The organism is Bacillus sp. 01N45 (assembly GCF_056399205.1).
In genome coordinates this window covers 44,873-63,718 of the sequence record NZ_JBFTQW010000013.1, presented here as the reverse complement: position 1 = coordinate 63,718, position 18,846 = coordinate 44,873, and the positions used below count along the sequence as shown (strand labels likewise).

Below are 18,846 nucleotides of genomic sequence, written 5' to 3'. Positions count from 1 at the left end.
TTTCAGAAACTATCACTTCATTTTGAATAACTAGCCGTTAACTTCGCCTCGATAATATATCTATCTGGTGCATCCCCTATATAATCAAATGGATAGCAAGTCGTTAGTGTTAATATCGGTTCTTCTTTTTTTATAATAACAGTACGATCATCCGCATGGGTAATCCATATCTTTTGAATTTCGTATGTGTAAGTTTTATTATCATACTCTAAAACAAGAGTGTCTTTTTCTTTTAACTCCCCTAAATCTGTAAAGACAGTATCCCGGTGTCCACTCAGTACAGTATGTCCCCCTCCAGATGGTGTTGTCGTTACATCACTAACGAACATTCCAACTCCTTTCTTCAACGTTGCATCATCCGCTCCCCAGTATATAGAAAACTTCTTCTTTATTTTCGGTATATTTAACAGTGCAACCTTTTCTCCTTCTTTATGTTCTGTTTGAGAAGAAGGTACTTGGGAAGTTACAGGTGTTTCGTAAGAAAGTTGCTTATGTTGTATATTTTCAAGGCTCTTTAATTCTTCTTTCGTTAATTGTTGAGCAGAGCTTTTTCCTTTATACCATTCCATAGCGTAATATGATCCCGTGAATAGCCCTATGGCCATCAATATGATACCTATATAATTGAGTAACTTCATGTTCATCCCTCCATGCCAAAAATGGTAGGAATAACCTACCATTTTTAATATATGAAATTATTCCATTCTTTATAGGACAATATTTTATTTACGCCTTAACTTTATTGCGACGATTCAAACCAAATAATGTCCCTATCCCTACAAGACATGCGCTTAGTGCCATCATTGCTACATTATTAGATGCTGTGTTTGGTAATTTTTCACCTTGTACAGCTGGCTTCGCTACTTCTTTTTTTACCGCACCATTTTTTTGTTGTACTTGTGCTGCTTCTTTTTTTGCCATATCATTTTTCAACTGTTCTTGTGCTATTCTCTTTTTCTCTTCTTCACTTTTTTGCTGTTCCTTAATCAATGCTTCTTTTTTCGCCTTATCGTTTTTCAACTGCTCTTGCGCTATTCGCTTTTTCTCTTCTTCACTTTTTTGCTGTTCTTTAATCACTGCTTCTTTTTTCGCTTTATCTTGCTGCAGTTGTGCCTGTTCTTCCTTTGTTACTGTTCCAGTATCCGCACTCGCTACTGAAGAATATCCTACTGTTAAAAGTGCCATTGCACAAATTGGTAATAGTCTCTTTTTCATCTTCATTCTCTCCTTATATTTTATTCACATCAACTCGCATCGGATGTATCACTAGAATAAACAAGAGATATAAATATAAGATGCAGATGAAATATATTTCATTTAAAGATTTCATTGTAGAAAAATAAAAAAACATCGCAATATATACGATGTTTTTTCGGGTGTGTGTCTCAATATTTACATGTTACTTTCGCGTGATTTAGAAGTAGAACGGGCCGGAGCGATAACTAATTGTCTCGGCTCAGTTTTCTTTAAGTGATTTTTGACGTTACACTTACGACGTTGAACAACCCACGCTTTAATAGGGTTTGTCAAAATAATCTTTTGCTCTTCGTTAGGGGCCTCTTCTTCAAACCTACAACTTTCGCTCCATTTATTCCATTTCATTGTAAATTTAGAAGAAGAATGATCGTCTTCTCGATCAAACAAGTGCAAAAAATCCATTTCGCCAGCTAGCATTACGGTGTTGCTAGTTGCTAAAAAAGAAAAGGTCGTCCAACGTTTCTCCATGCCCTCCTACTCCTTTTTCACATATAGAGTGCCTAAAACTTAATTTACCTAAAATATGCTTGCCTTTTACCTTACACCTATAGTTTATCCAAAACACTACTATGCAACTATCGATTTGCCTTACAACTACCTTACATTTTTGTAAGAAACAAAAAACCTTCACTCTCTATACGTGAAGGTTTCTCATTTCTTATCTATATGATCTTTCATATGATCCACTCCAGCTTCTTGTAGCTGTGACATCATACCGTGGGAAATTGCGCCTAATACTAAAGTCATTCCAATTAGTGAAATTCGAATCGCTGGTACATCAATTATGTAAGCCAAACTACCAAGAACAATTGTTAAAAGTAATGCTTTTATAAATGTTGCACTTGTATACTCTTTCTTTCTCATCATAATCACCCTTTTTGGAAGCGTTTTCTTTATATGATCAGTATATCATATCATCTGACTATTTTGTGGGGATTTCTGTAAAAAACTTATATCTTCTTTGACTTTTCCCCTTCTTTCCTTTACAGTCGAAATGTTCACAAGTTTTACACTGTAGGAGGACTCCAATGAATCTTGAAATAAAAGATACTTTAATTTCTGAAGAACAATTACAAGAAAAAGTAAAAGAACTAGCACTTCAAATCGAACGTGACTTTGAAGGAGAAGAAATCGTAGTAATCGCTGTATTAAAAGGATCTTTCGTATTCGCTGCCGATTTAATTCGTCACATTAAAAACGATGTAACAATCGACTTTATTTCTGCATCTAGCTACGGAAATCAAACAGAAACAACTGGCAAAGTAAAACTATTAAAAGATATCGATGTAAACATTACTGGAAAAAACGTAATTGTCGTAGAAGATATTATCGATTCTGGTTTAACACTTCACTTCTTAAAAGACCACTTCTTTATGCATAAACCGAAAGCATTGAAATTCTGTACGTTACTTGATAAACCTGAGCGTCGTAAAGTGGACTTAAAAGCTGAATATGTTGGCTTCCAAATTCCAGACGAATTTATCGTTGGCTACGGTATCGACTGCGCAGAAAAATATCGTAACTTACCATTTATCGCTTCAGTTGTAACGGAATAATATAATAGAATAAACTTCTATCAATCATTGATGGAAGTTTATTTTCTATCACGATTCGTAAAAGACAAAGGGAGAGAATAAAATGACAAAAACAAAATTTGAAAAAGTACTCCTCATCGTAAATCCGAAAGCAGGACAAGGTGATCTACATACGAACTTAACGAAAATCGTACCACCTCTTGCGGCAGCTTTTCCTGACTTACATATCCTTCATACGAAAGAGCAAGGCGATGCAACAAAATATTGCCAAGAGTTTGCTAGTAAAGTAGATTTAATTATCGTCTTTGGTGGTGACGGCACTGTATTTGAATGCACAAACGGCTTAGCACCTCTTGAAACTAGACCTACACTTGCAATCATTCCAGGCGGCACTTGCAACGACTTCTCTCGTACACTTGGCGTTCCGCAAAACATCGCAGAAGCAGCAAAGCTTATTACACAAGGACATGTAAAACCAATTGACGTCGCAAAAGCAAATGGCCAACACTTCTTAAATTTCTGGGGCATTGGACTCGTATCTGAAGTATCAAACAATATTGATGCCGAAGAGAAAGCAAAGCTCGGAAAAATTGGTTACTACTTAAGCACTATTCGAACTGTAAAGAATGCTGAAACATTCCCCGTAAAAATTACGTACGATGGACAAATATATGAAGACGAAGCTGTCCTTGTTATGGTTGGAAACGGTGAATATCTTGGCGGGATCCCGTCCTTTATCCCGAACGTAAAATGCGACGACGGAACACTTGATATTTTCGTAGTCAAATCAACAGGCATTCAAGCGTTTAAAGATTATATCGGAAAGAAACTATTTGAAGACTCAAATGAAAATGACATCTTCCACGTAAAAGCGAAATCCATTCATATTGAAACAGAAGAAGAAAAAGAAGTAGATACAGATGGAGAAAGCTCGCTTCATACACCTTGTCATATTGAACTATTACAAGGACACTTTACGATGATTTATAATCCTGCGGTTGTGTAATGAATACTTTATTATACTTTAATAATTACTAAACTTCGCATTTTTGCGAAAAATACAGTATAATTAATAAGTAAAAGGTTGTTAACAAAAAATGTTAACAACCTTTTTATTTTTTCAAAAAAACTTTTCACTTTAGAGGAGCGATCACATGTATTGGAGAAAAAATGATAAGCCTGTAGAAGATCCCGAAGCGATAGCTATATGGGAATGCACGGCAAAAGACTGCCGTGGATGGATGCGTAAAAATTTTTCATTAGAAGAAGAACCAAAATGTCCATTATGCAAAAATGATATGAATAGTAGCGAGCGTTTATTACAAAAGCTCTAACTTCTGCTTTTCTCCACTTTAAATATTAGAATAAAGGATTATCTTTCTCCTTATCTACAAGATGCATTTCCTATATGTGAATAGAAAGAAAATAGATAATAGCGTAAAACATTGAAACAGAAAAGAGATGGTTTTCCCATCTCTTTTCTGTTTCAAATTCCCCTTATCAAACCTTAGTTATGCACACCTCATTTTAGCTAATAAAAAACGAAAAACTTTATCACTATTTTCATTTACTCACAATCCGAACATAAGAATGAACCGTTAAGAAATAATAACTAATATAAATAACGCTATATCCTTTAAAAGATGTATAAAGAAAAATGAAACAAAAAAATACATGCTGTATCAATAACCGCTCCAATCGGTACTTCAAAATGAACGTTTACGCCTAATTCCATCATGCTTACTAATAACTGAAGGAATGATTTTGAAAGTAAACTACCAATTACAATGCCGATTACTAATCGATAGTAAAACCATTAACGTATTTTCATAAAACAGCATTTTGCCTATTTCTTTTTTTCCAATACCTAGTAAAGAGTAAAGACCTATTTCTTTCTTACGCTTTCGTGTAAAAAATCCAAAACCATACAAAATGATTTCAAATTTCCTATAATTAAAATGTTAAATTACATTTCGAACAAAAGGGAGCAGAATTGCCTCTCCTAATTTTCGCATTACATTTTGGACAATATACATATCGCTCTTCTATCTTTTCTCGTTCTATCATATGTAAAGATACTATTCTCATACTACACATAACCCCGATTAAAATAAGACTAACAATGAGTAGCATCACCCTCGCCCCCTTACACTAAACATTACCATAAAACAACAAAACCGATTCTCTCATTGAGAATCGGTTTTATACTTATAATCCTAATTTCGCCTTCGCTCCATCAGGAATTTTATCTGTTGTTACTTGTACTTTATTATGTAAGAACTTACCTCTCGTAAGCACATGCCAGTATGAGCCTTTTGGTAATTCATCTACTTCGTCAATTGTAACTTCTTTTTTCTTACCATTTTCATCATAAGCTTTCACTTTATATTCACGACCTTTATTTCCACCTAACTCTTTTCCATCGTTATCAATTATTGCATAATGGTCCTCTATATCAAGAAATGGATTCATTCTATCAAACCCCGCGCTCCCCTTTAATAAATATGCCGCTCCTGCGACGATAACAAGTAGTGATCCAAAAATAAATCTTTTCATCTATATTCCACCTTTCATTATGTTTTCTTTAAGGTTTTTCTAAGTATAGAGCTTATTTCTTAATAAAAACTCGTTCGATTTCTTAACATTTTCTTAAACTAAAAGTGAAATATTAATTAAAAAGATTGAAATAGACAAAAAATAACTTTTTACACTCCAATTGACAAAATTACACCTTTAGTGTAATTTTACACTATAAGAAAAAGGAGCTGCATTATGGATAAACAAAAATTTATTGAACTCGTTAATTCAAAATTAAAACTCATCCGTGTTGAAAATAATCTATCACAAGATAAAATGTCAGAAATTATTGGTTTATCGAAGAAAACATTAGTAGAAATCGAAAAAGGAAGACGCACGCTAACATGGGCAGGCGCAGTTTGTGTCGTAACACTCTTCGAACAGAGCGATACAGTCCAGATGACATTTGGGGATGATGTGAATGAAATTATAAAAACAATCGCTTTTACACATTACAGTACAAACTTCCCGAAGACGTTAGGCGGAAAAGTGTGGTGGCGACAAATAAAAGAATTAAACGGTTATCAAATACAACAAAATATTTTATCTCAACATTATCGAATTTTAGATAAAGAAGACCGCAGAATATGCCATTCATTCGATTTCGATGAAATTGAACAGCGATTTATGGAAATGGCAAAAACATCTCAATAAAGTAAAACTTTAATCAGTGGGGATTTTACTGCCCTTTAATACGGGATAAAATAAATTTCGGAGTATAATTCAAATGGAAAAACAGACAAATATCACGATTTTAAATACGCTAATCATTAGCACGTTAGTATTCAATTTATTTATTTTCACATCAAGAATGAGCTTTTTACCTTGGTATATTGAAGATGGATGGGGCTATCTAGGATTATTATTTACGTCCTTTATTTTCTTACTTTGCTTCTTTCAATCTTCGAAGCTTCATAAAGACGGAAAGTTAACTACACTACAAAAGTTTATTCCACTTGCTTCTGCCATACTTTCAATCTTTGTTCTTATCACTCCATCAAGTGATTTTATGACTATACTAGCTAATCTAATCAATACAATCATATTAACAATTTATATAACTGTATTTCAAACAACACCTAATGTAAGTAATGAAAAGCTATTACATTAAAAGGGAGAGTTATTCTACAAAATAACTCTCCCTTTTATACTACTCTCAATAAGCGTAAGCCCTCATTCTATTTATTTACTCATCACCGTACTTCTTCTTTGCTTATACAAATAAGCACCACTCGCAACAACAAAAACAATTCCGCCAAAATACACGCCATACTCTATCGCAAGCGCTACAATCCTTTCAATATGTTGTCCAAATAAAGAACCGAGTACAAAGTAAGCAAGTGTCCAAACAAGTCCTGTCGTATAGGAATACAAAGCATACGTCTTAAATGACATGTTATTCATTCCAACTAAATACGGTACGATATGTCTGACGACTGGTATGAAGTAGCTTGTGACTAACGCATAATGGCCATACTTCTCTACCATTTTTTGAGATTTCAAAAGATATTTCGCCTTTTTCTTTTTCATTAGCTTATCAAGTACTTTTATACCAAATATTTTTCCTACTATATAACCTAACGACAGCCCAGATACAACGCCTAAATAGGTTAATAAAAATGCTGGAATGACACTTAATATCCCTAATGAAGAGACAAACCCACCACTCATTACGATCATTTCGTCTGGAATTGGCATACCGATAATACCTAACCATAAACAGAAAAATAGTGCCCAATAGCCATACTGTTCAATATAAGATAATAATTCATGTAATTCCATTAGGCATAAGCTCTTCTTAACTCTTTTTTACAGCTAAAGATGTACGCTGGCGGGAAATTGAGCCACACTTTTTCGAGCGTAATTTCAGGGAAGAAATGTTGTATAAATCCTTTTTTCACAAGTGAATATTGAAATGTAATAAATTCACCTGTCTCATGTATCGCCTCCATTACATTGTTTAAAATACGCTTTGAAACTTCTTCTGGTAAAGATGTAAAAGGCAATCCCGATAAGACGTAATCAATGCATTCTATCTGTAATTCTTCCATATACTTCTTTATATTTTCAGCTGAACCATGTACCACAATGACGTTCTGCTCATTTTTAAACTTTCTCTTTAACTCTTTGCAAAACACTTCATTAATTTCAATAAGAAGAAATATCGTTTCCTTCTTCTTTCTCTTCATAATTTCTCTCGTGAAAACCCCTGTACCAGGCCCTAGCTCTACGATACATTTCGCTCTATTAAAATCAATGACATCTACCATTTTCTTTGCTAATATTTTTGAACTTGGCGCAATTGCACCAGTATGTTTCGGATGTTTTATAAATTCATGTAAGAATGTTATGAGTTGCATGTAACCCTCTCCCCATTCGTTCGATAGTTTTTAACTTGTTTCTAAGTATAACTATCGTTTCTTAACAAAAATTGAGGAGATTTCTTAAGATTTTATGAAGAATGAAACATTTCTTATTCCATATATAAATACCTCTTTTATATTCATTAATTTGGTATAGTAGATATAAAAAGAACTTTTATGGAAGGTACCATCACTACGTTTATTTTCATGCACTATCTGCGGAAATTAATTTGTAAATCAACTTTCATCATTATCCAATATATGTAATTATTTTCATGTAAGCAAACAAAGGCAAATAATAAGAAATATAGATTTGAGTCTGAATATGTGGTATTCCAAAACTATTTAAAAGGAGAAGATAATGAATAATTCCATCGACCTACAGCACTTATGTGACCTTGTACATAGAACATTCCATGTTCCTGTTCAATTTCTATCTACTGATAAAAAAATTGTATATGAATCTACTTCTCATACAATTGGTAGTCCATTTTATTCTTCTAAAGAAGAACATCTTAATGAAATTTATCAAGAAAACGTACCTTGCAATTTTCCAATTTTCAAAGGAAATAAGTATCTTGAAAATTTCATTAGCATCCATATAACAAATCATGAACATATAAAAGGTACAATTATAATCGGCCCGACTACCTATCCAAAAGTATCAGATGAAATGGCGATTAAACTGATGAAGTATTTCAACTGTAATAATAAAATGCAACAAGGAGTAGATTACTATCAATTTCTACCCGAGATTAAAAAAAGCACGTTAATTGATATAAGTATTTGGTTACATTACGTCATTTTTAATGAAAAATTAGATAGAGATATTGTCTGGAAAGAGAATAAATTACTCGAAGATGTTTCTTATAAAATCGTAAATCCTGATTTATACATTTCAAAACGTCGCCGGCATGATTCGCAAAATTATGACATATCATTGGAACGCAAATTTTTTTCAGCCATTAAAGAAGGCAATACAGAAAAGGTCATACAATATGCGTATTCATTCCCCCAAGAAGATGCGACAATTTGGTCTAAAGGAGATCAGCTTAGAAACCAAAAAAATAATGGCATTATCGCCATTACGCTAGCTATTCGATATGCGATAGACGGTAATCTTCCATCGCATATTGCTTTTTCACTCGGTACTTTATATATACAAACGATTGAGAAACTAGATAACATGTATTCCGTAAATAGGTTAATTGAAGATGCATTATGTACTTTTGCAGAACGTGTAAAAGAATATCATAATCAAGCATATTCTAATTCCATTACTACGTGCCTCAATTATATTAACAAGCATATTTACGATGAAATATCTTTGAATGATCTTGCTAACCTTTTACATATTTCCCCTACTTATTTATCAAAACTATTTAAAAAAGAAGTGGGAATTCCTTTAATTGAATACATCCAGAGAGAACGAGTAGAAGAAGCTAAAAAATTATTAACATTAACGACTTATCCATTATCAGATATTTGTGCCTGGCTTAATTTTAATGATCAAAGTTATTTCACAAGAGTCTTCAAAAAAATTGCGGGTATGACGCCTAGACAATATCGTGAAAATCATACCGTTATATAAAAATGCTTACTTAATATAGAAGGTGAGATAGTTGTTATACTAGCTCACCTTCATCACATCGATTTATTCCCCTTAATAAAGTTTGAATCCCATTCAAAAAAGTACAAGAATGACAAATAATTACTATAAATAAGTGAATGAATTTGATAATTTTTTAGTACGAAGCCAATCCTGCTCCCAATCATCCATACTTACTTCGTTCTATCACACAAGGTACTTCCATAGTAATTAGCCTTCCCATATAGAAAATATATTGTTAGGAGAATAGAAAGCATGAGTAGTACAAATATATCAAAATCGACTGATATGAAAGAATCGCAAATAGTATCACCCTATGATGATAGAGACAAAATTGAAGATACTTTATTACGCTCTTACATTTCAGAAAAAGAAATATTGATCACTTATTATAAAGATGGTTATTTCCCTACAAGTTATATGACTGTAATGGAATTAAATCCTTTGAAGCGTTCTTTACTTTGCATAGATGCCTTTAACCGAAAGCATACTTTTAGTTTCATCGACATAATCGATGCGCGTTAATTATCTCTTCATTATAATTAGAACGTAAAAAAAGCCATTCACCTCATAAAAAATTAGGTAAATGGCTTTCTTATTTTCTCGCAGCTTCACTTATTATTTCGCACTCACAATCTTATAATAAGAACGAACTGTTAGGAAGTAATATCCGATATAAATGACACCATATACTCCAATACTAATTAGGAGCGGGATCATAATTTCAAATGGTAATATATTTGACAAACCTTTTAGTGCAAATAAACTGTGTAAAATACCGATAATTAACGGAATAGCAAAGATAAAGCTCACTTGTTTTGCTATAGCTCTCTTCATCTCTTGCTTCGTTACACCAATTTTATGAAGAACAACGTAACGATCACGGTCAGCACTTGCTTCTGTAAGCTGTTTAAAGTAAATGATTGAGCCTGTCGCTAATAGGAAAACTAATCCTAAGAATAGCCCAATGAACATCATTAAACCTGTCGTTTCAATTCCCATTTGGAATCCTGTATAGAAATCGTTAAATGGTTTTAAAACTTCCGATTCGCCTGCTGGCATAACGTTTGCTAATTTCGCTGTTAACTCTTTACTATTTCGCTCACCTTTTACATCAATATTTTTTACAGCGCGTGTTTCATATACTTGTTTCGCCTGCTCATATGTTTGATCTGGAACGATTACAAATAGTTCATTTAAGTTTGTAAGACTTCTACTATTTACACCTTTAATGTTTAGCTCTTTCGATTCATTCCCAACAGGAAATACAGCTTTATTTCCTGTATAAAGAGGACCAAAATCAAGTTTTTCAATATAGAGGCTATCGTATACAAAGGCTTCATTCGCACTTAAATTTACAGGCTCTACATCTAATCGTTTCGCAATTGTATTAAAGCTTGATTGAGAAATAAGCTGGTACTGCTTCGTAACATTATAATGTGTGTTCAGCACTTGATCTGCTCTTTCACCTTTAAATGTTCCCTTCACAGGAATCATTTCAACTTCTGATTCATATGTCACTGGATGATTGCTCTTCTCTCCAGCAAGTATTTCTTTTACTTTTTTATCTAGTGCTTCATCTTTTTTCTCGTAAGAATAACTATACGGAGCAGCAACTTTTGATTGCGTAAATGTGTTGTAATACATCGTAACTGACGTACCAACCGCTGTTAATGTCACTGCACTTAAAATAGCAATTGTTGCTAGTGATTTCGAGTTTCCTTTAATGCGATATAGTAGTTGCGATGTCGTTACCATATTCATACCGTTATAAAATGCTGACTTATTATTTCTTGCTCGCTTCAATACAAATACTGTGAAGAACATAAACAATAAATAAGTTCCTGCTACTGTCGCTAGTAAAATGTATAATGCAACGACCATAAAGTCTGCATACATAACTGCTTTCATGTACATTAACGCTAAGAAATAACCTGAACCGATTAAGAAAACTGAAATTAACGCCATCACTACGGATCCTTTTGGCATTGCTTCTCCTTCGCGTTCCGCTCGGAAAAGTTCAATTAGCTTAAAGCGATAAATTAAACGATATCCTTGAAGTGATGTATACAAAATAATCACAAAGAAAATAAGTGCTGTATCAATAACTGCGGCCATCGGTATTTCAAAATGAACGTTTAAGTTTATTCCCATCATACTTATTAGTAGTTCAAGGAATAGTTTTGAAAGAACGCTACCGATCGCAATTCCGATAATTAAAGACATTAATCCCATTAACATATTTTCATAAAACAGCATTTTACCAATTTGTCTTTTACGAATGCCTAATAAGGAATATAGCCCAACTTCTTTTTTACGCTTCCTTGTAAAGAAACCGTTCGAATATATAATGAACACCGCTACGAAAATAATTAGCATAACACTTGAAACTTGGAACGCTCCGCTAATTTTTTTAGAAGCTTCCGCAGCTTTTTCCATTTGTGAATTATACTGCAACGCCTTAAATGTAAAATAAATGACGATGCTAAAGATCATAGATGCAAAATATACAAAGTAGTCTTTAAAATTCCGCTGTATGTTGCGGAGGGCAATGCTAGATAAGGTCATCAGCCATACCTCCGGAAATGGAAGACATTACGTCAACGACTTGTTGGAAGAACTGTTTACGCGTTAATTCCCCGCGGTGCAATTCTTTATATAACTCACCATCTTTAATGAAAATAACTCGTTTACAGTAACTCGCCGCAAACGCATCATGTGTTACCATTAAAATTGTAGAGTTATCATATTCATTTAACGACTTCATACTTTCAAGTAAATCTGTCGCTGATTTAGAATCAAGCGCTCCTGTCGGCTCGTCCCCGAAAATCATACTAGGATTCGTAACGATCGCACGCGATGCTGCGCAGCGCTGCTTCTGTCCGCCTGACACTTGATATGGGAACTGACTTAAAATGTGATCAATACCGAATTTCTTTGAAATTTCAAGAACGCGGCGATCAATCTCACTCGCTTTCACCTTTGATAACGCAAGAGGTAACGCAATGTTCTCTTTTACCGTTAACGTATCTAATAAATTATAATCTTGGAAAATGAACCCTAAATGATCGCGGCGGAATAACGCTAACTTATCATCGTTCATCTTCACGATATCTTTTCCATCAATTAAAATTTCACCGTTCGTCGCATTATCAATTGTAGAAAGAACGTTTAGTAAAGTCGTCTTACCCGAACCAGAAGGTCCCATAATTCCAACGAACTCACCTTCTTTTACTTGTAAGTTGATACCTTTTAACGCTGCAAATTTATTACCACCCGTGTCATACACTTTTTCAATATTTTTTGCTTCTAACACTGTTTTCATCTCGACATCCCTCATTTCTTCTATTCTCTATTTTCAACTATATACACTCTCTACTCTTGCCACTATCGATGTTTCTTACACAAACATGACAGTTATGTAAGACGCATAAGTAAAGATATAAAAATTTAACCTACTGAACAAAAGTACTTTGTTACTATAGCATTGGGATATCATACCATCCATTCATTCTCCTTACAGGAACATTACAATTTTGTAAGGTTAAAAATGTACCCTACAAAGTTGTGCATGAAATGTCGGATGGACTTCGTTTGTTCCTGCTATTCTATTTAACAAGGAGGTCATCGTATGGATTCACTTAAAAACATGAATGCGGCAATGCAATATATTGAAAATAACTTAACAGATGAAATTGATTTTAAAGAAGTCGCAAAAATAGCTTACTGCTCTGAATACCATTTCAAAAGAATGTTTTCTTTCCTAGCTGGCGTATCACTATCAGAATATATTCGTTGTAGGCGTCTTACTCTTGCTGCTTTTGAACTAAAAGATAGCAATGCAAAAGTCATTGATGTCGCTATCAAATATGGATACAACTCACCCGATTCCTTTACACGTGCCTTTCAAAACTTGCACGGTATAACGCCTTCAGAAGCTCGAAGTACAATTCGTTCTTTGAAAGCTTATTCACCAATGACCTTCCAGTTATCGATTCAAGGAGGAAATGAAATGAATTATCGAATTAAAGAAAAAGAACCATTTCGAATTATTGGTATTACGAAACGAGTACCGATTGTGTTTAATGGTGTAAATGAAGAAATTGCTTCTATGTGGAAGAGTTTAAATCCAGAGTCCATTCAAACGTTAAAGTCCCTTTCAAACATGGAACCGAATGGAATTATTAGTGCTTCTACTAACTTTTCTGAAGGAAGGATGGAGGAAAAGGGAGAACTTGATCACTACATTGGAGTAGCCACAACGAAAAATTGTCCAGCGCAATTCGCGCAACTTGAAGTCACAGCTTCAACGTGGGCTATCTTTGAAGCTGTCGGTCCATTTCCTGAAACATTACAAAATGTATGGGGACGCATTTATTCCGAATGGTTTCCTTCTTCCAACTATGAATTAGCGGTAGGACCGGAAATATTGTGGAATGAACAGAAAGATGTATCTTCTCCAAACTTTAAAAGTGAAATTTGGATACCGATTTTGAAGAAATAAGAAATAAAGCTGCTCTTCCTTAGAAGGAAAAGCAGCTTTTATTTACATTTTTAGTTCTTTTTTATAAGCAACATAAGAATATCCCATCGTTAGTCCTACTGCACCGATAATAATCCCAATTATTAAGAAAGCTTTCCATACTACTGGGGCAAAAATACTTAACATCATAATAATTCCTAATACAACAAACACCTTTCCACTAAAACGGTGTGTCTTCCTCCACACTTCCTCGTTACTTAATGTCCACGGTGTTTTTATACCTACAAAGTAGTTTGGTTTACATTGTGGTAAATAGTTGCCGATGACTATAAATAAAAGACCAACAAGAATATGCGGTGTACTATTCATGGGAATGTCATAACCTAATCCAGCACCAATTCCAATGATACTTACTAAAAATAATAGGACTAATACGCTATAATTCATTACATTATATCCTTTAGAAAATTTCTTATAATTCCCATGCTTCGGATCTATCTTAGGCAATAAAGTCAATAACACATATATAAAAACCATAACTGCAACATCCAAAATCATCATGCCCATTTTTGACATATGTCCATCTACCTCACCAGCAAGATTCCAATGACTCGGAACCTCCTCCGGTAAATGCGGCCACGCGGCACACCATGCAATAATCGTTAAAGCAATTAATAATAACGGAAATATATGCTTCCTCATTTCCCCTCTTCCCCCTTATTCGTAAATGTAAACACCCAAGTCAATAAATCTTGAAATACAGTTGTATTTAAAGAGTACATAACGAATTGCCCTTTTTTTTCATCTTGAATAAGTTCAGCATTTTTAAGTGCGTTTAAGTGGTGTGAAATACTTGGCTTCGTCATATTGAAATGTTCAGCAATCTCACCAGCAGTTAAATCATCTTCTTTCAATAAGTCCAAAATTTTTCGCCTTGTTGGATCTGCTAATGCTTTGAATGCTTGATTCAATGTCTTTCTTCCTTTCACTAATTAGACATTTAGATATTTATCTAAATATTAAATCACTTCCAATTAATTGTCAATTATACATAAGCCCTTTTTACTTTTCACACTTTTGACCTATACTGTTTATTAGCCTACATTTCAACATAATGAAAAGACTTGAAACACATGATACACTATAGCTACAATTGTTTTTTTAGGAGGAGTATACATATGTATAAAATTTTAATCGTTGAAGACGATCCAAATATTTCATCATTACTACAATCTCACATTCAAAAATATGGCTATGAAGCTGTTGTTGCAGAGAATTTCGATGATATTATGGAATCGTTTAATGCAGTGAAACCACATCTTGTTTTACTTGATGTAAACTTACCGAAATTCGATGGATTCTACTGGTGCCGTCAAATTCGTCATGAATCTACTTGTCCAATTATTTTCATTTCAGCGCGTGCTGGCGAGATGGAACAAATTATGGCGATTGAAAGCGGTGCGGATGATTATATTACAAAACCGTTCCACTATGACGTTGTAATGGCGAAAATTAAAGGTCAATTACGCCGTATTTACGGTGATTATGCGCCAAATATTTCTGAACGTATCGTTGAAGTAGAAGGTTTAAAACTATTCCCAGAACGCCCAGAAATCCATTTCGGTGCTGAGCAAGTTCTTTTAACGAAGAAAGAGGCAATTTTAGCAGAAATGTTATTATCTAAATTCCCTCGTACAGCGAGCCGTGAAGATTTATTAGCTGCCCTATGGGATGACGAAAGCTTCGTTGAGGAAAATACATTAAACGTAAACATTACGCGTCTTCGTAAAAAGTTCAATGAGCTTGGTATTGAAAATGCTATTGAAACAGTACGTGGACTTGGGTATCGTTTTAACGCAACTTGGAGTGAATAAGCATGAAGCTATTTTTACGTGATCATTTTGCATTTTTTCTACTATATGTATTAAACTTCGGCATCATTTTCGTTCTGTATGATGCAGTAGATGGATTTCAAAATAATAAATTTTACTTCGTCGTTTTAAGTTTATATTTATTCATTTGTTTCCTCGCTTATCGTTACGTCCGCAATCGTAGAATGTACCATAGATTAAGTGAGCAACCAGAGAAAATGGAAGATGCGTTTATTGAAAGAGCAACTGCTCCGATGCCTCACGGTGTAAATGAACTCGTGCGCACGCAGTATCGTCTATTCCAAAAAGAACTACAATCGTATGAAGTAAAGCAGCAAGAACATCAATTATTCATTAACCACTGGGTGCATCAAATGAAGACACCTGTGTCTGTTATGCAACTTATGGTGCTCGAAATGGAAGATGAACATTTGATTCCGAAATTCAAAAAAGAATTAGAACGATTAAATCAAGGACTCGATATGGCTTTATATATGGCAAGGTTAAATAACTTCCATGAAGATTTCCACGTTGAGACGATTTCGTTAAAAGATGCGGTAACAAAAAATATTAACGGATTAAAAGAACTATTCATTCGAAACGGGGTCTTCCCTGTTTTAGAAGTTCATTCCGATTTAAAAGTTGCTTCTGATGCGAAATGGCTAAAGTTCATCATTTATCAGTTAATGACAAATGCAGTTCGTTACTCTGGTGAGCGCGGAAAGAAAGTATTCCTATCTGCTTACCGAAACGGAAAAGATATTATTTTAGAAGTTCGCGATGAAGGTGTTGGTATTCCGCAAGAAGATATTCGAAGAGTATTTGAACCGTTTTACACTGGGAAAAATGGTCGCGCATTCGGAGAATCTACTGGTATGGGACTTTATATTGTAAGTAAAATTTGTGATTATTTAGGTCACTCTGTCAAACTAGATTCTGAAGTTGGTAAAGGAACGACGATTAAAATCATCTTCCACAACGCTGCAAATAATCAAGCAGAAACTACGGAGAAGGTGACCGAAGCATGATCGGAACATATGCTAGCAAAATGTATGAGAACTTACTCTCATACATTTTTTGCAATAAAACTACATATTTGCCTTCTAGCGAGAGGTACATATTATGACATTTTGGCAATTTGCATTTAAAAATGTAACGCGCAACTCGAGAGCTTATTTTGCTTACTTTGTAAGTAGTTCCTTTTCCATTGCTGTTTTCTTTTCGTTTGCTGTTTATTTGTTTCATCCGAAATTACAAAATCCCACTATGATCTCTGAAATTTCAGGATTAATGATTTTTTCAGAAGTTGTTATTGTCTTGTTCTCGTTCTTTTTTCTACTCTATTCAATTGGATCGTTTTTAAAAGTTCGTAAAAAGCAATTTGGTATTTTAACTATTTTAGGTATATCAAAAAAACAATTACATCGACTCGTTTTCACTGAAAATATGTTAATTGGTATTTTATCTATCTTTTTCGGTATGCAGTTTGGATTTGTATTTTCACAATTTTTCTTATTAGTGACAGCGAAAATTACACATCTACCAGGGATATATTTATATCCACCTACGAATGCTTTCATTTTAACAACGATTGTATTTCTTGGTCTCTTTATCGCTGTATCTTCATTTACACCCATGCTAATTCGTACGAAAAAGACGGTAAACCTTTTAAAAACTAATGGTGGGAAACAAAAGGAAAGAAAACCATCCATATTCATTTCTCTATTTGGTGCTATCTGTTTATTAGGTGGTTATATTTTAGCTGCAAACCCTAAATATTTCTTCTCAATAAACACGCAAGTAGGCGTTATCTATATGGTTTCAAGTGTTTTTGTGATTCCAGCACTTGTTACAATTGGGACATATTTTTTCTTTTCTCAAATTAGTTTCTTACTTATTTATATTTTAAAGAAAAGAAGAAATTTTTATATGAAACGAATTAACATGCTTTGGATTTCGGATTTAGCAAGTCGTATTCGAACGAATATCAATATGCTTTTTATTGTAGCGATGCTTTCTACAATTGCTTTCACAATGATTACGTTCCTATATGGATTCGGAAAGTTTACAAAGCTAGATGTTGCGAGAACTTCACCTTTTCCATTTTCTTATTTTTCATATGACGCAAATCCTTTTGTTAACGAGCATTTAACTTGGCTTGAAAAGCAGTTACAAAAGGAAGATTTCTCTTATAAAAAACTAAAGGCTGATTTATATGAAACACCACTGAAAGAAGATGAAGGTATAACGACTTACAATGACATCTATGCAATGAAACAAAGTGACTATAACAAACTTGCAGCTTCCCTGCGAATGAAACAACTATTCATGAGCGATAACGAAGCATATGTCTTAACAGGTAGCGCTTATTTCACCTTATTCAGCCAATTTGAGCCAAGCTACAATAGAAAATCCATTACACTTTCTAGCACAAATACGACATTACAAGTAAAAGGATATGAACAAGTAGGGGCCATTCCCTCTGACTTTTCATATCAAACTTTAATTTTACCTGACGCTGTTGTAAACAACTTACCAAATACAACAAAGCATGTAGCAGCGTACAATTATAACGTACAAAACTGGGAAAAGACGTATGAAATTGCTAATGATTTTATGAAAAAAATACAAAGAGATCGACAGGAATTCCAATACGAAGGACCCCTTATACGCTCCTATGAATCAGCAGGCTCATTATATAGAATTACATCAGGAAGTGCCGCATACTTCCTAATCGGGACATTCTTAGGTGTCATTTTCTTTATTGGAGCAGGTAGCGTTCTTTACTTTAGACTGTATACTGATTTAACGAATGAACAAGAAAAATATGTAGCAATTTCAAAAATTGGTGTAACAGATGTAGAGATGAAAATATCTGCAACCATTCAACTTAGCATTTTATTTTTCGTTCCGTACGTTATGGCGTCCATTCATACAATGTTCGCAACAAAAATGCTCCAAGACGTAATTGATTTATCACTATTCAAAGAAATTTCAGCTGTTCTTATTATTTTTGGAGTCGTTGAAGTCATCTTTTTCTTATTTATTCGTTCCTTTTACATGCAAAAGTTATCAGAGTATACGAATGGTTAAGTTTTATAAATATATTAGTACAGGAAAAGGGTATCTCTTATATCCTTTTCTTCTTCAC

Annotated in this window: 23 protein-coding genes and 1 pseudogene; 11 read left to right on the top strand and 13 right to left on the bottom strand. The window is 33.9% G+C overall.

The annotated features are described in order from the left end of the window. Positions 1 to 17 precede the first annotated feature (17 nt). The 4 genes from AC1DMU_RS24415 to AC1DMU_RS24400 all read right to left on the bottom strand — a co-directional run bounded on the left by AC1DMU_RS24415 (position 18) and on the right by AC1DMU_RS24400 (position 2,124). A complete protein-coding gene (locus tag AC1DMU_RS24415) occupies positions 18 to 638 on the bottom strand; it encodes a class D sortase (protein ID WP_088064656.1) in 621 nt (206 codons plus the stop codon). Positions 639 to 726: 88 nt separating this feature from the next. Beyond that, complete coding sequence (locus tag AC1DMU_RS24410) at positions 727 to 1,215, bottom strand: LPXTG cell wall anchor domain-containing protein (protein WP_088064657.1); 489 nt, start codon at positions 1,213 to 1,215, stop codon at positions 727 to 729. Between the two features lie 177 nt (positions 1,216 to 1,392). Beyond that, positions 1,393 to 1,725: a hypothetical protein gene (locus AC1DMU_RS24405; protein ID WP_046199459.1), complete on the bottom strand. Its 333-nt coding sequence runs from the start codon at positions 1,723 to 1,725 to the stop codon at positions 1,393 to 1,395. 183 nt (positions 1,726 to 1,908) lie between these two features. Further along, positions 1,909 to 2,124, bottom strand: coding sequence for a hypothetical protein (locus AC1DMU_RS24400; RefSeq protein ID WP_048541082.1), 216 nt, complete (start codon positions 2,122 to 2,124; stop codon positions 1,909 to 1,911). Between the two features lie 161 nt (positions 2,125 to 2,285). Between AC1DMU_RS24400 and hpt the strand changes: the two genes are divergently transcribed. From hpt to AC1DMU_RS24385, 3 genes are all read left to right on the top strand, one after another. After that, positions 2,286 to 2,813, top strand: coding sequence for a hypoxanthine phosphoribosyltransferase (gene hpt / locus AC1DMU_RS24395; RefSeq protein ID WP_001047287.1), 528 nt, complete (start codon positions 2,286 to 2,288; stop codon positions 2,811 to 2,813). 82 nt (positions 2,814 to 2,895) lie between these two features. Continuing rightward, the gene (locus AC1DMU_RS24390) at positions 2,896 to 3,798 is read left to right on the top strand and encodes a diacylglycerol/lipid kinase family protein (protein ID WP_088064658.1); all 903 of its coding nucleotides are present in this window, start codon (positions 2,896 to 2,898) and stop codon (positions 3,796 to 3,798) included. 148 nt (positions 3,799 to 3,946) lie between these two features. Further along, entirely contained in the window at positions 3,947 to 4,126 is a 180-nt protein-coding gene (locus tag AC1DMU_RS24385) for a cold-inducible protein YdjO-related protein (RefSeq protein WP_000289924.1), read from the top strand. Between the two features lie 283 nt (positions 4,127 to 4,409). Here the strand turns inward: AC1DMU_RS24385 and AC1DMU_RS24380 are convergent. The 3 genes and pseudogenes from AC1DMU_RS24380 to AC1DMU_RS24370 all read right to left on the bottom strand — a co-directional run. Next, positions 4,410 to 4,726: pseudogene (locus AC1DMU_RS24380) on the bottom strand (FtsX-like permease family protein); the annotation flags it as partial. Positions 4,727 to 4,745: 19 nt separating this feature from the next. Then, complete coding sequence (locus AC1DMU_RS24375) at positions 4,746 to 4,925, bottom strand: hypothetical protein (RefSeq protein ID WP_088064659.1); 180 nt, start codon at positions 4,923 to 4,925, stop codon at positions 4,746 to 4,748. A 75-nt stretch (positions 4,926 to 5,000) separates the two neighbouring features. Next, positions 5,001 to 5,348, bottom strand: a complete 348-nt coding sequence (locus AC1DMU_RS24370; RefSeq protein ID WP_088064660.1) for a YxeA family protein — start codon at positions 5,346 to 5,348, stop codon at positions 5,001 to 5,003. A 216-nt stretch (positions 5,349 to 5,564) separates the two neighbouring features. On the opposite strand from AC1DMU_RS24370, the gene AC1DMU_RS24365 reads away from it, so the two are divergent. Both AC1DMU_RS24365 and AC1DMU_RS24360 read left to right on the top strand, forming a co-directional pair. Further along, on the top strand, positions 5,565 to 6,023 hold the full coding sequence (locus tag AC1DMU_RS24365; RefSeq protein WP_088064661.1) for a helix-turn-helix transcriptional regulator: 459 nt from the start codon (positions 5,565 to 5,567) through the stop codon (positions 6,021 to 6,023). A gap of 73 nt (positions 6,024 to 6,096) precedes the next feature. Further along, complete coding sequence (locus tag AC1DMU_RS24360) at positions 6,097 to 6,480, top strand: hypothetical protein (RefSeq protein WP_087984913.1); 384 nt, start codon at positions 6,097 to 6,099, stop codon at positions 6,478 to 6,480. Between the two features lie 71 nt (positions 6,481 to 6,551). Here the strand turns inward: AC1DMU_RS24360 and AC1DMU_RS24355 are convergent, their stop codons facing one another. After that, complete coding sequence (locus tag AC1DMU_RS24355; RefSeq protein WP_088064662.1) at positions 6,552 to 7,151, bottom strand: DedA family protein; 600 nt, start codon at positions 7,149 to 7,151, stop codon at positions 6,552 to 6,554. Further along, complete coding sequence (locus AC1DMU_RS24350; protein ID WP_088064663.1) at positions 7,151 to 7,729, bottom strand: class I SAM-dependent methyltransferase; 579 nt, start codon at positions 7,727 to 7,729, stop codon at positions 7,151 to 7,153. Before AC1DMU_RS24350 ends, AC1DMU_RS24355 begins: the two co-directional genes overlap by 1 nt. Before the next feature lie 364 nt (positions 7,730 to 8,093). On the opposite strand from AC1DMU_RS24350, the gene AC1DMU_RS24345 reads away from it, so the two are divergent. Both AC1DMU_RS24345 and AC1DMU_RS24340 read left to right on the top strand, forming a co-directional pair. Then, entirely contained in the window at positions 8,094 to 9,323 is a 1,230-nt protein-coding gene (locus AC1DMU_RS24345; RefSeq protein WP_088064664.1) for a helix-turn-helix domain-containing protein, read from the top strand. A gap of 273 nt (positions 9,324 to 9,596) precedes the next feature. Continuing rightward, on the top strand, positions 9,597 to 9,866 hold the full coding sequence (locus AC1DMU_RS24340) for a YolD-like family protein (protein WP_088064665.1): 270 nt from the start codon (positions 9,597 to 9,599) through the stop codon (positions 9,864 to 9,866). 93 nt (positions 9,867 to 9,959) lie between these two features. Here AC1DMU_RS24340 and AC1DMU_RS24335 read toward each other — a convergent pair whose 3' ends face one another. Then, positions 9,960 to 11,909: an ABC transporter permease gene (locus AC1DMU_RS24335; RefSeq protein ID WP_088064666.1), complete on the bottom strand. Its 1,950-nt coding sequence runs from the start codon at positions 11,907 to 11,909 to the stop codon at positions 9,960 to 9,962. After that, positions 11,896 to 12,666 carry an ABC transporter ATP-binding protein gene (locus AC1DMU_RS24330; RefSeq protein ID WP_000859654.1) on the bottom strand — a complete coding sequence of 257 codons (771 nt, stop codon included), beginning with the start codon at positions 12,664 to 12,666 and terminating at the stop codon, positions 11,896 to 11,898. The genes AC1DMU_RS24335 and AC1DMU_RS24330 overlap by 14 nt, the downstream gene beginning before the upstream one ends. A 306-nt stretch (positions 12,667 to 12,972) precedes the next feature. On the opposite strand from AC1DMU_RS24330, the gene AC1DMU_RS24325 reads away from it, so the two are divergent. Next, positions 12,973 to 13,845: an AraC family transcriptional regulator gene (locus tag AC1DMU_RS24325; protein ID WP_088064667.1), complete on the top strand. Its 873-nt coding sequence runs from the start codon at positions 12,973 to 12,975 to the stop codon at positions 13,843 to 13,845. A gap of 42 nt (positions 13,846 to 13,887) precedes the next feature. Here AC1DMU_RS24325 and AC1DMU_RS24320 read toward each other — a convergent pair whose 3' ends face one another. Both AC1DMU_RS24320 and AC1DMU_RS24315 read right to left on the bottom strand, forming a co-directional pair. Continuing rightward, entirely contained in the window at positions 13,888 to 14,526 is a 639-nt protein-coding gene (locus tag AC1DMU_RS24320; protein ID WP_088064668.1) for an SdpI family protein, read from the bottom strand. After that, a complete protein-coding gene (locus AC1DMU_RS24315; RefSeq protein WP_088064669.1) occupies positions 14,523 to 14,795 on the bottom strand; it encodes an autorepressor SdpR family transcription factor in 273 nt (90 codons plus the stop codon). Before AC1DMU_RS24315 ends, AC1DMU_RS24320 begins: the two co-directional genes overlap by 4 nt. A 207-nt stretch (positions 14,796 to 15,002) precedes the next feature. Between AC1DMU_RS24315 and AC1DMU_RS24310 the strand changes: the two genes are divergently transcribed. From AC1DMU_RS24310 to AC1DMU_RS24300, 3 genes are all read left to right on the top strand, one after another. Then, on the top strand, positions 15,003 to 15,698 hold the full coding sequence (locus AC1DMU_RS24310) for a response regulator transcription factor (protein ID WP_000276736.1): 696 nt from the start codon (positions 15,003 to 15,005) through the stop codon (positions 15,696 to 15,698). Positions 15,699 to 15,700: 2 nt separating this feature from the next. Next, on the top strand, positions 15,701 to 16,723 hold the full coding sequence (locus tag AC1DMU_RS24305; protein WP_000765339.1) for a sensor histidine kinase: 1,023 nt from the start codon (positions 15,701 to 15,703) through the stop codon (positions 16,721 to 16,723). Positions 16,724 to 16,817: 94 nt separating this feature from the next. Continuing rightward, positions 16,818 to 18,788: an FtsX-like permease family protein gene (locus AC1DMU_RS24300; protein ID WP_088064670.1), complete on the top strand. Its 1,971-nt coding sequence runs from the start codon at positions 16,818 to 16,820 to the stop codon at positions 18,786 to 18,788. Positions 18,789 to 18,846 lie beyond the last annotated feature (58 nt).

Coding starts and splice junctions, on each gene's coding strand:
- AC1DMU_RS24330 (WP_000859654.1), bottom strand. CDS start 12,666: ATGAAAACAGTGTTAGAAGCAAAAAATATTGAAAAAGTGTATGACACG.
- AC1DMU_RS24360 (WP_087984913.1), top strand. CDS start 6,097: ATGGAAAAACAGACAAATATCACGATTTTAAATACGCTAATCATTAGC.
- AC1DMU_RS24325 (WP_088064667.1), top strand. CDS start 12,973: ATGGATTCACTTAAAAACATGAATGCGGCAATGCAATATATTGAAAAT.
- AC1DMU_RS24375 (WP_088064659.1), bottom strand. CDS start 4,925: ATGCTACTCATTGTTAGTCTTATTTTAATCGGGGTTATGTGTAGTATG.
- AC1DMU_RS24410 (WP_088064657.1), bottom strand. CDS start 1,215: ATGAAAAAGAGACTATTACCAATTTGTGCAATGGCACTTTTAACAGTA.
- AC1DMU_RS24340 (WP_088064665.1), top strand. CDS start 9,597: ATGAGTAGTACAAATATATCAAAATCGACTGATATGAAAGAATCGCAA.
- AC1DMU_RS24390 (WP_088064658.1), top strand. CDS start 2,896: ATGACAAAAACAAAATTTGAAAAAGTACTCCTCATCGTAAATCCGAAA.
- AC1DMU_RS24320 (WP_088064668.1), bottom strand. CDS start 14,526: ATGAGGAAGCATATATTTCCGTTATTATTAATTGCTTTAACGATTATT.
- AC1DMU_RS24305 (WP_000765339.1), top strand. CDS start 15,701: ATGAAGCTATTTTTACGTGATCATTTTGCATTTTTTCTACTATATGTA.
- AC1DMU_RS24400 (WP_048541082.1), bottom strand. CDS start 2,124: ATGATGAGAAAGAAAGAGTATACAAGTGCAACATTTATAAAAGCATTA.
- AC1DMU_RS24365 (WP_088064661.1), top strand. CDS start 5,565: ATGGATAAACAAAAATTTATTGAACTCGTTAATTCAAAATTAAAACTC.
- AC1DMU_RS24405 (WP_046199459.1), bottom strand. CDS start 1,725: ATGGAGAAACGTTGGACGACCTTTTCTTTTTTAGCAACTAGCAACACC.
- AC1DMU_RS24345 (WP_088064664.1), top strand. CDS start 8,094: ATGAATAATTCCATCGACCTACAGCACTTATGTGACCTTGTACATAGA.
- AC1DMU_RS24350 (WP_088064663.1), bottom strand. CDS start 7,729: ATGCAACTCATAACATTCTTACATGAATTTATAAAACATCCGAAACAT.
- AC1DMU_RS24300 (WP_088064670.1), top strand. CDS start 16,818: ATGACATTTTGGCAATTTGCATTTAAAAATGTAACGCGCAACTCGAGA.
- AC1DMU_RS24310 (WP_000276736.1), top strand. CDS start 15,003: ATGTATAAAATTTTAATCGTTGAAGACGATCCAAATATTTCATCATTA.
- AC1DMU_RS24415 (WP_088064656.1), bottom strand. CDS start 638: ATGAAGTTACTCAATTATATAGGTATCATATTGATGGCCATAGGGCTA.
- hpt (WP_001047287.1), top strand. CDS start 2,286: ATGAATCTTGAAATAAAAGATACTTTAATTTCTGAAGAACAATTACAA.
- AC1DMU_RS24370 (WP_088064660.1), bottom strand. CDS start 5,348: ATGAAAAGATTTATTTTTGGATCACTACTTGTTATCGTCGCAGGAGCG.
- AC1DMU_RS24385 (WP_000289924.1), top strand. CDS start 3,947: ATGTATTGGAGAAAAAATGATAAGCCTGTAGAAGATCCCGAAGCGATA.
- AC1DMU_RS24355 (WP_088064662.1), bottom strand. CDS start 7,151: ATGGAATTACATGAATTATTATCTTATATTGAACAGTATGGCTATTGG.
- AC1DMU_RS24335 (WP_088064666.1), bottom strand. CDS start 11,909: ATGACCTTATCTAGCATTGCCCTCCGCAACATACAGCGGAATTTTAAA.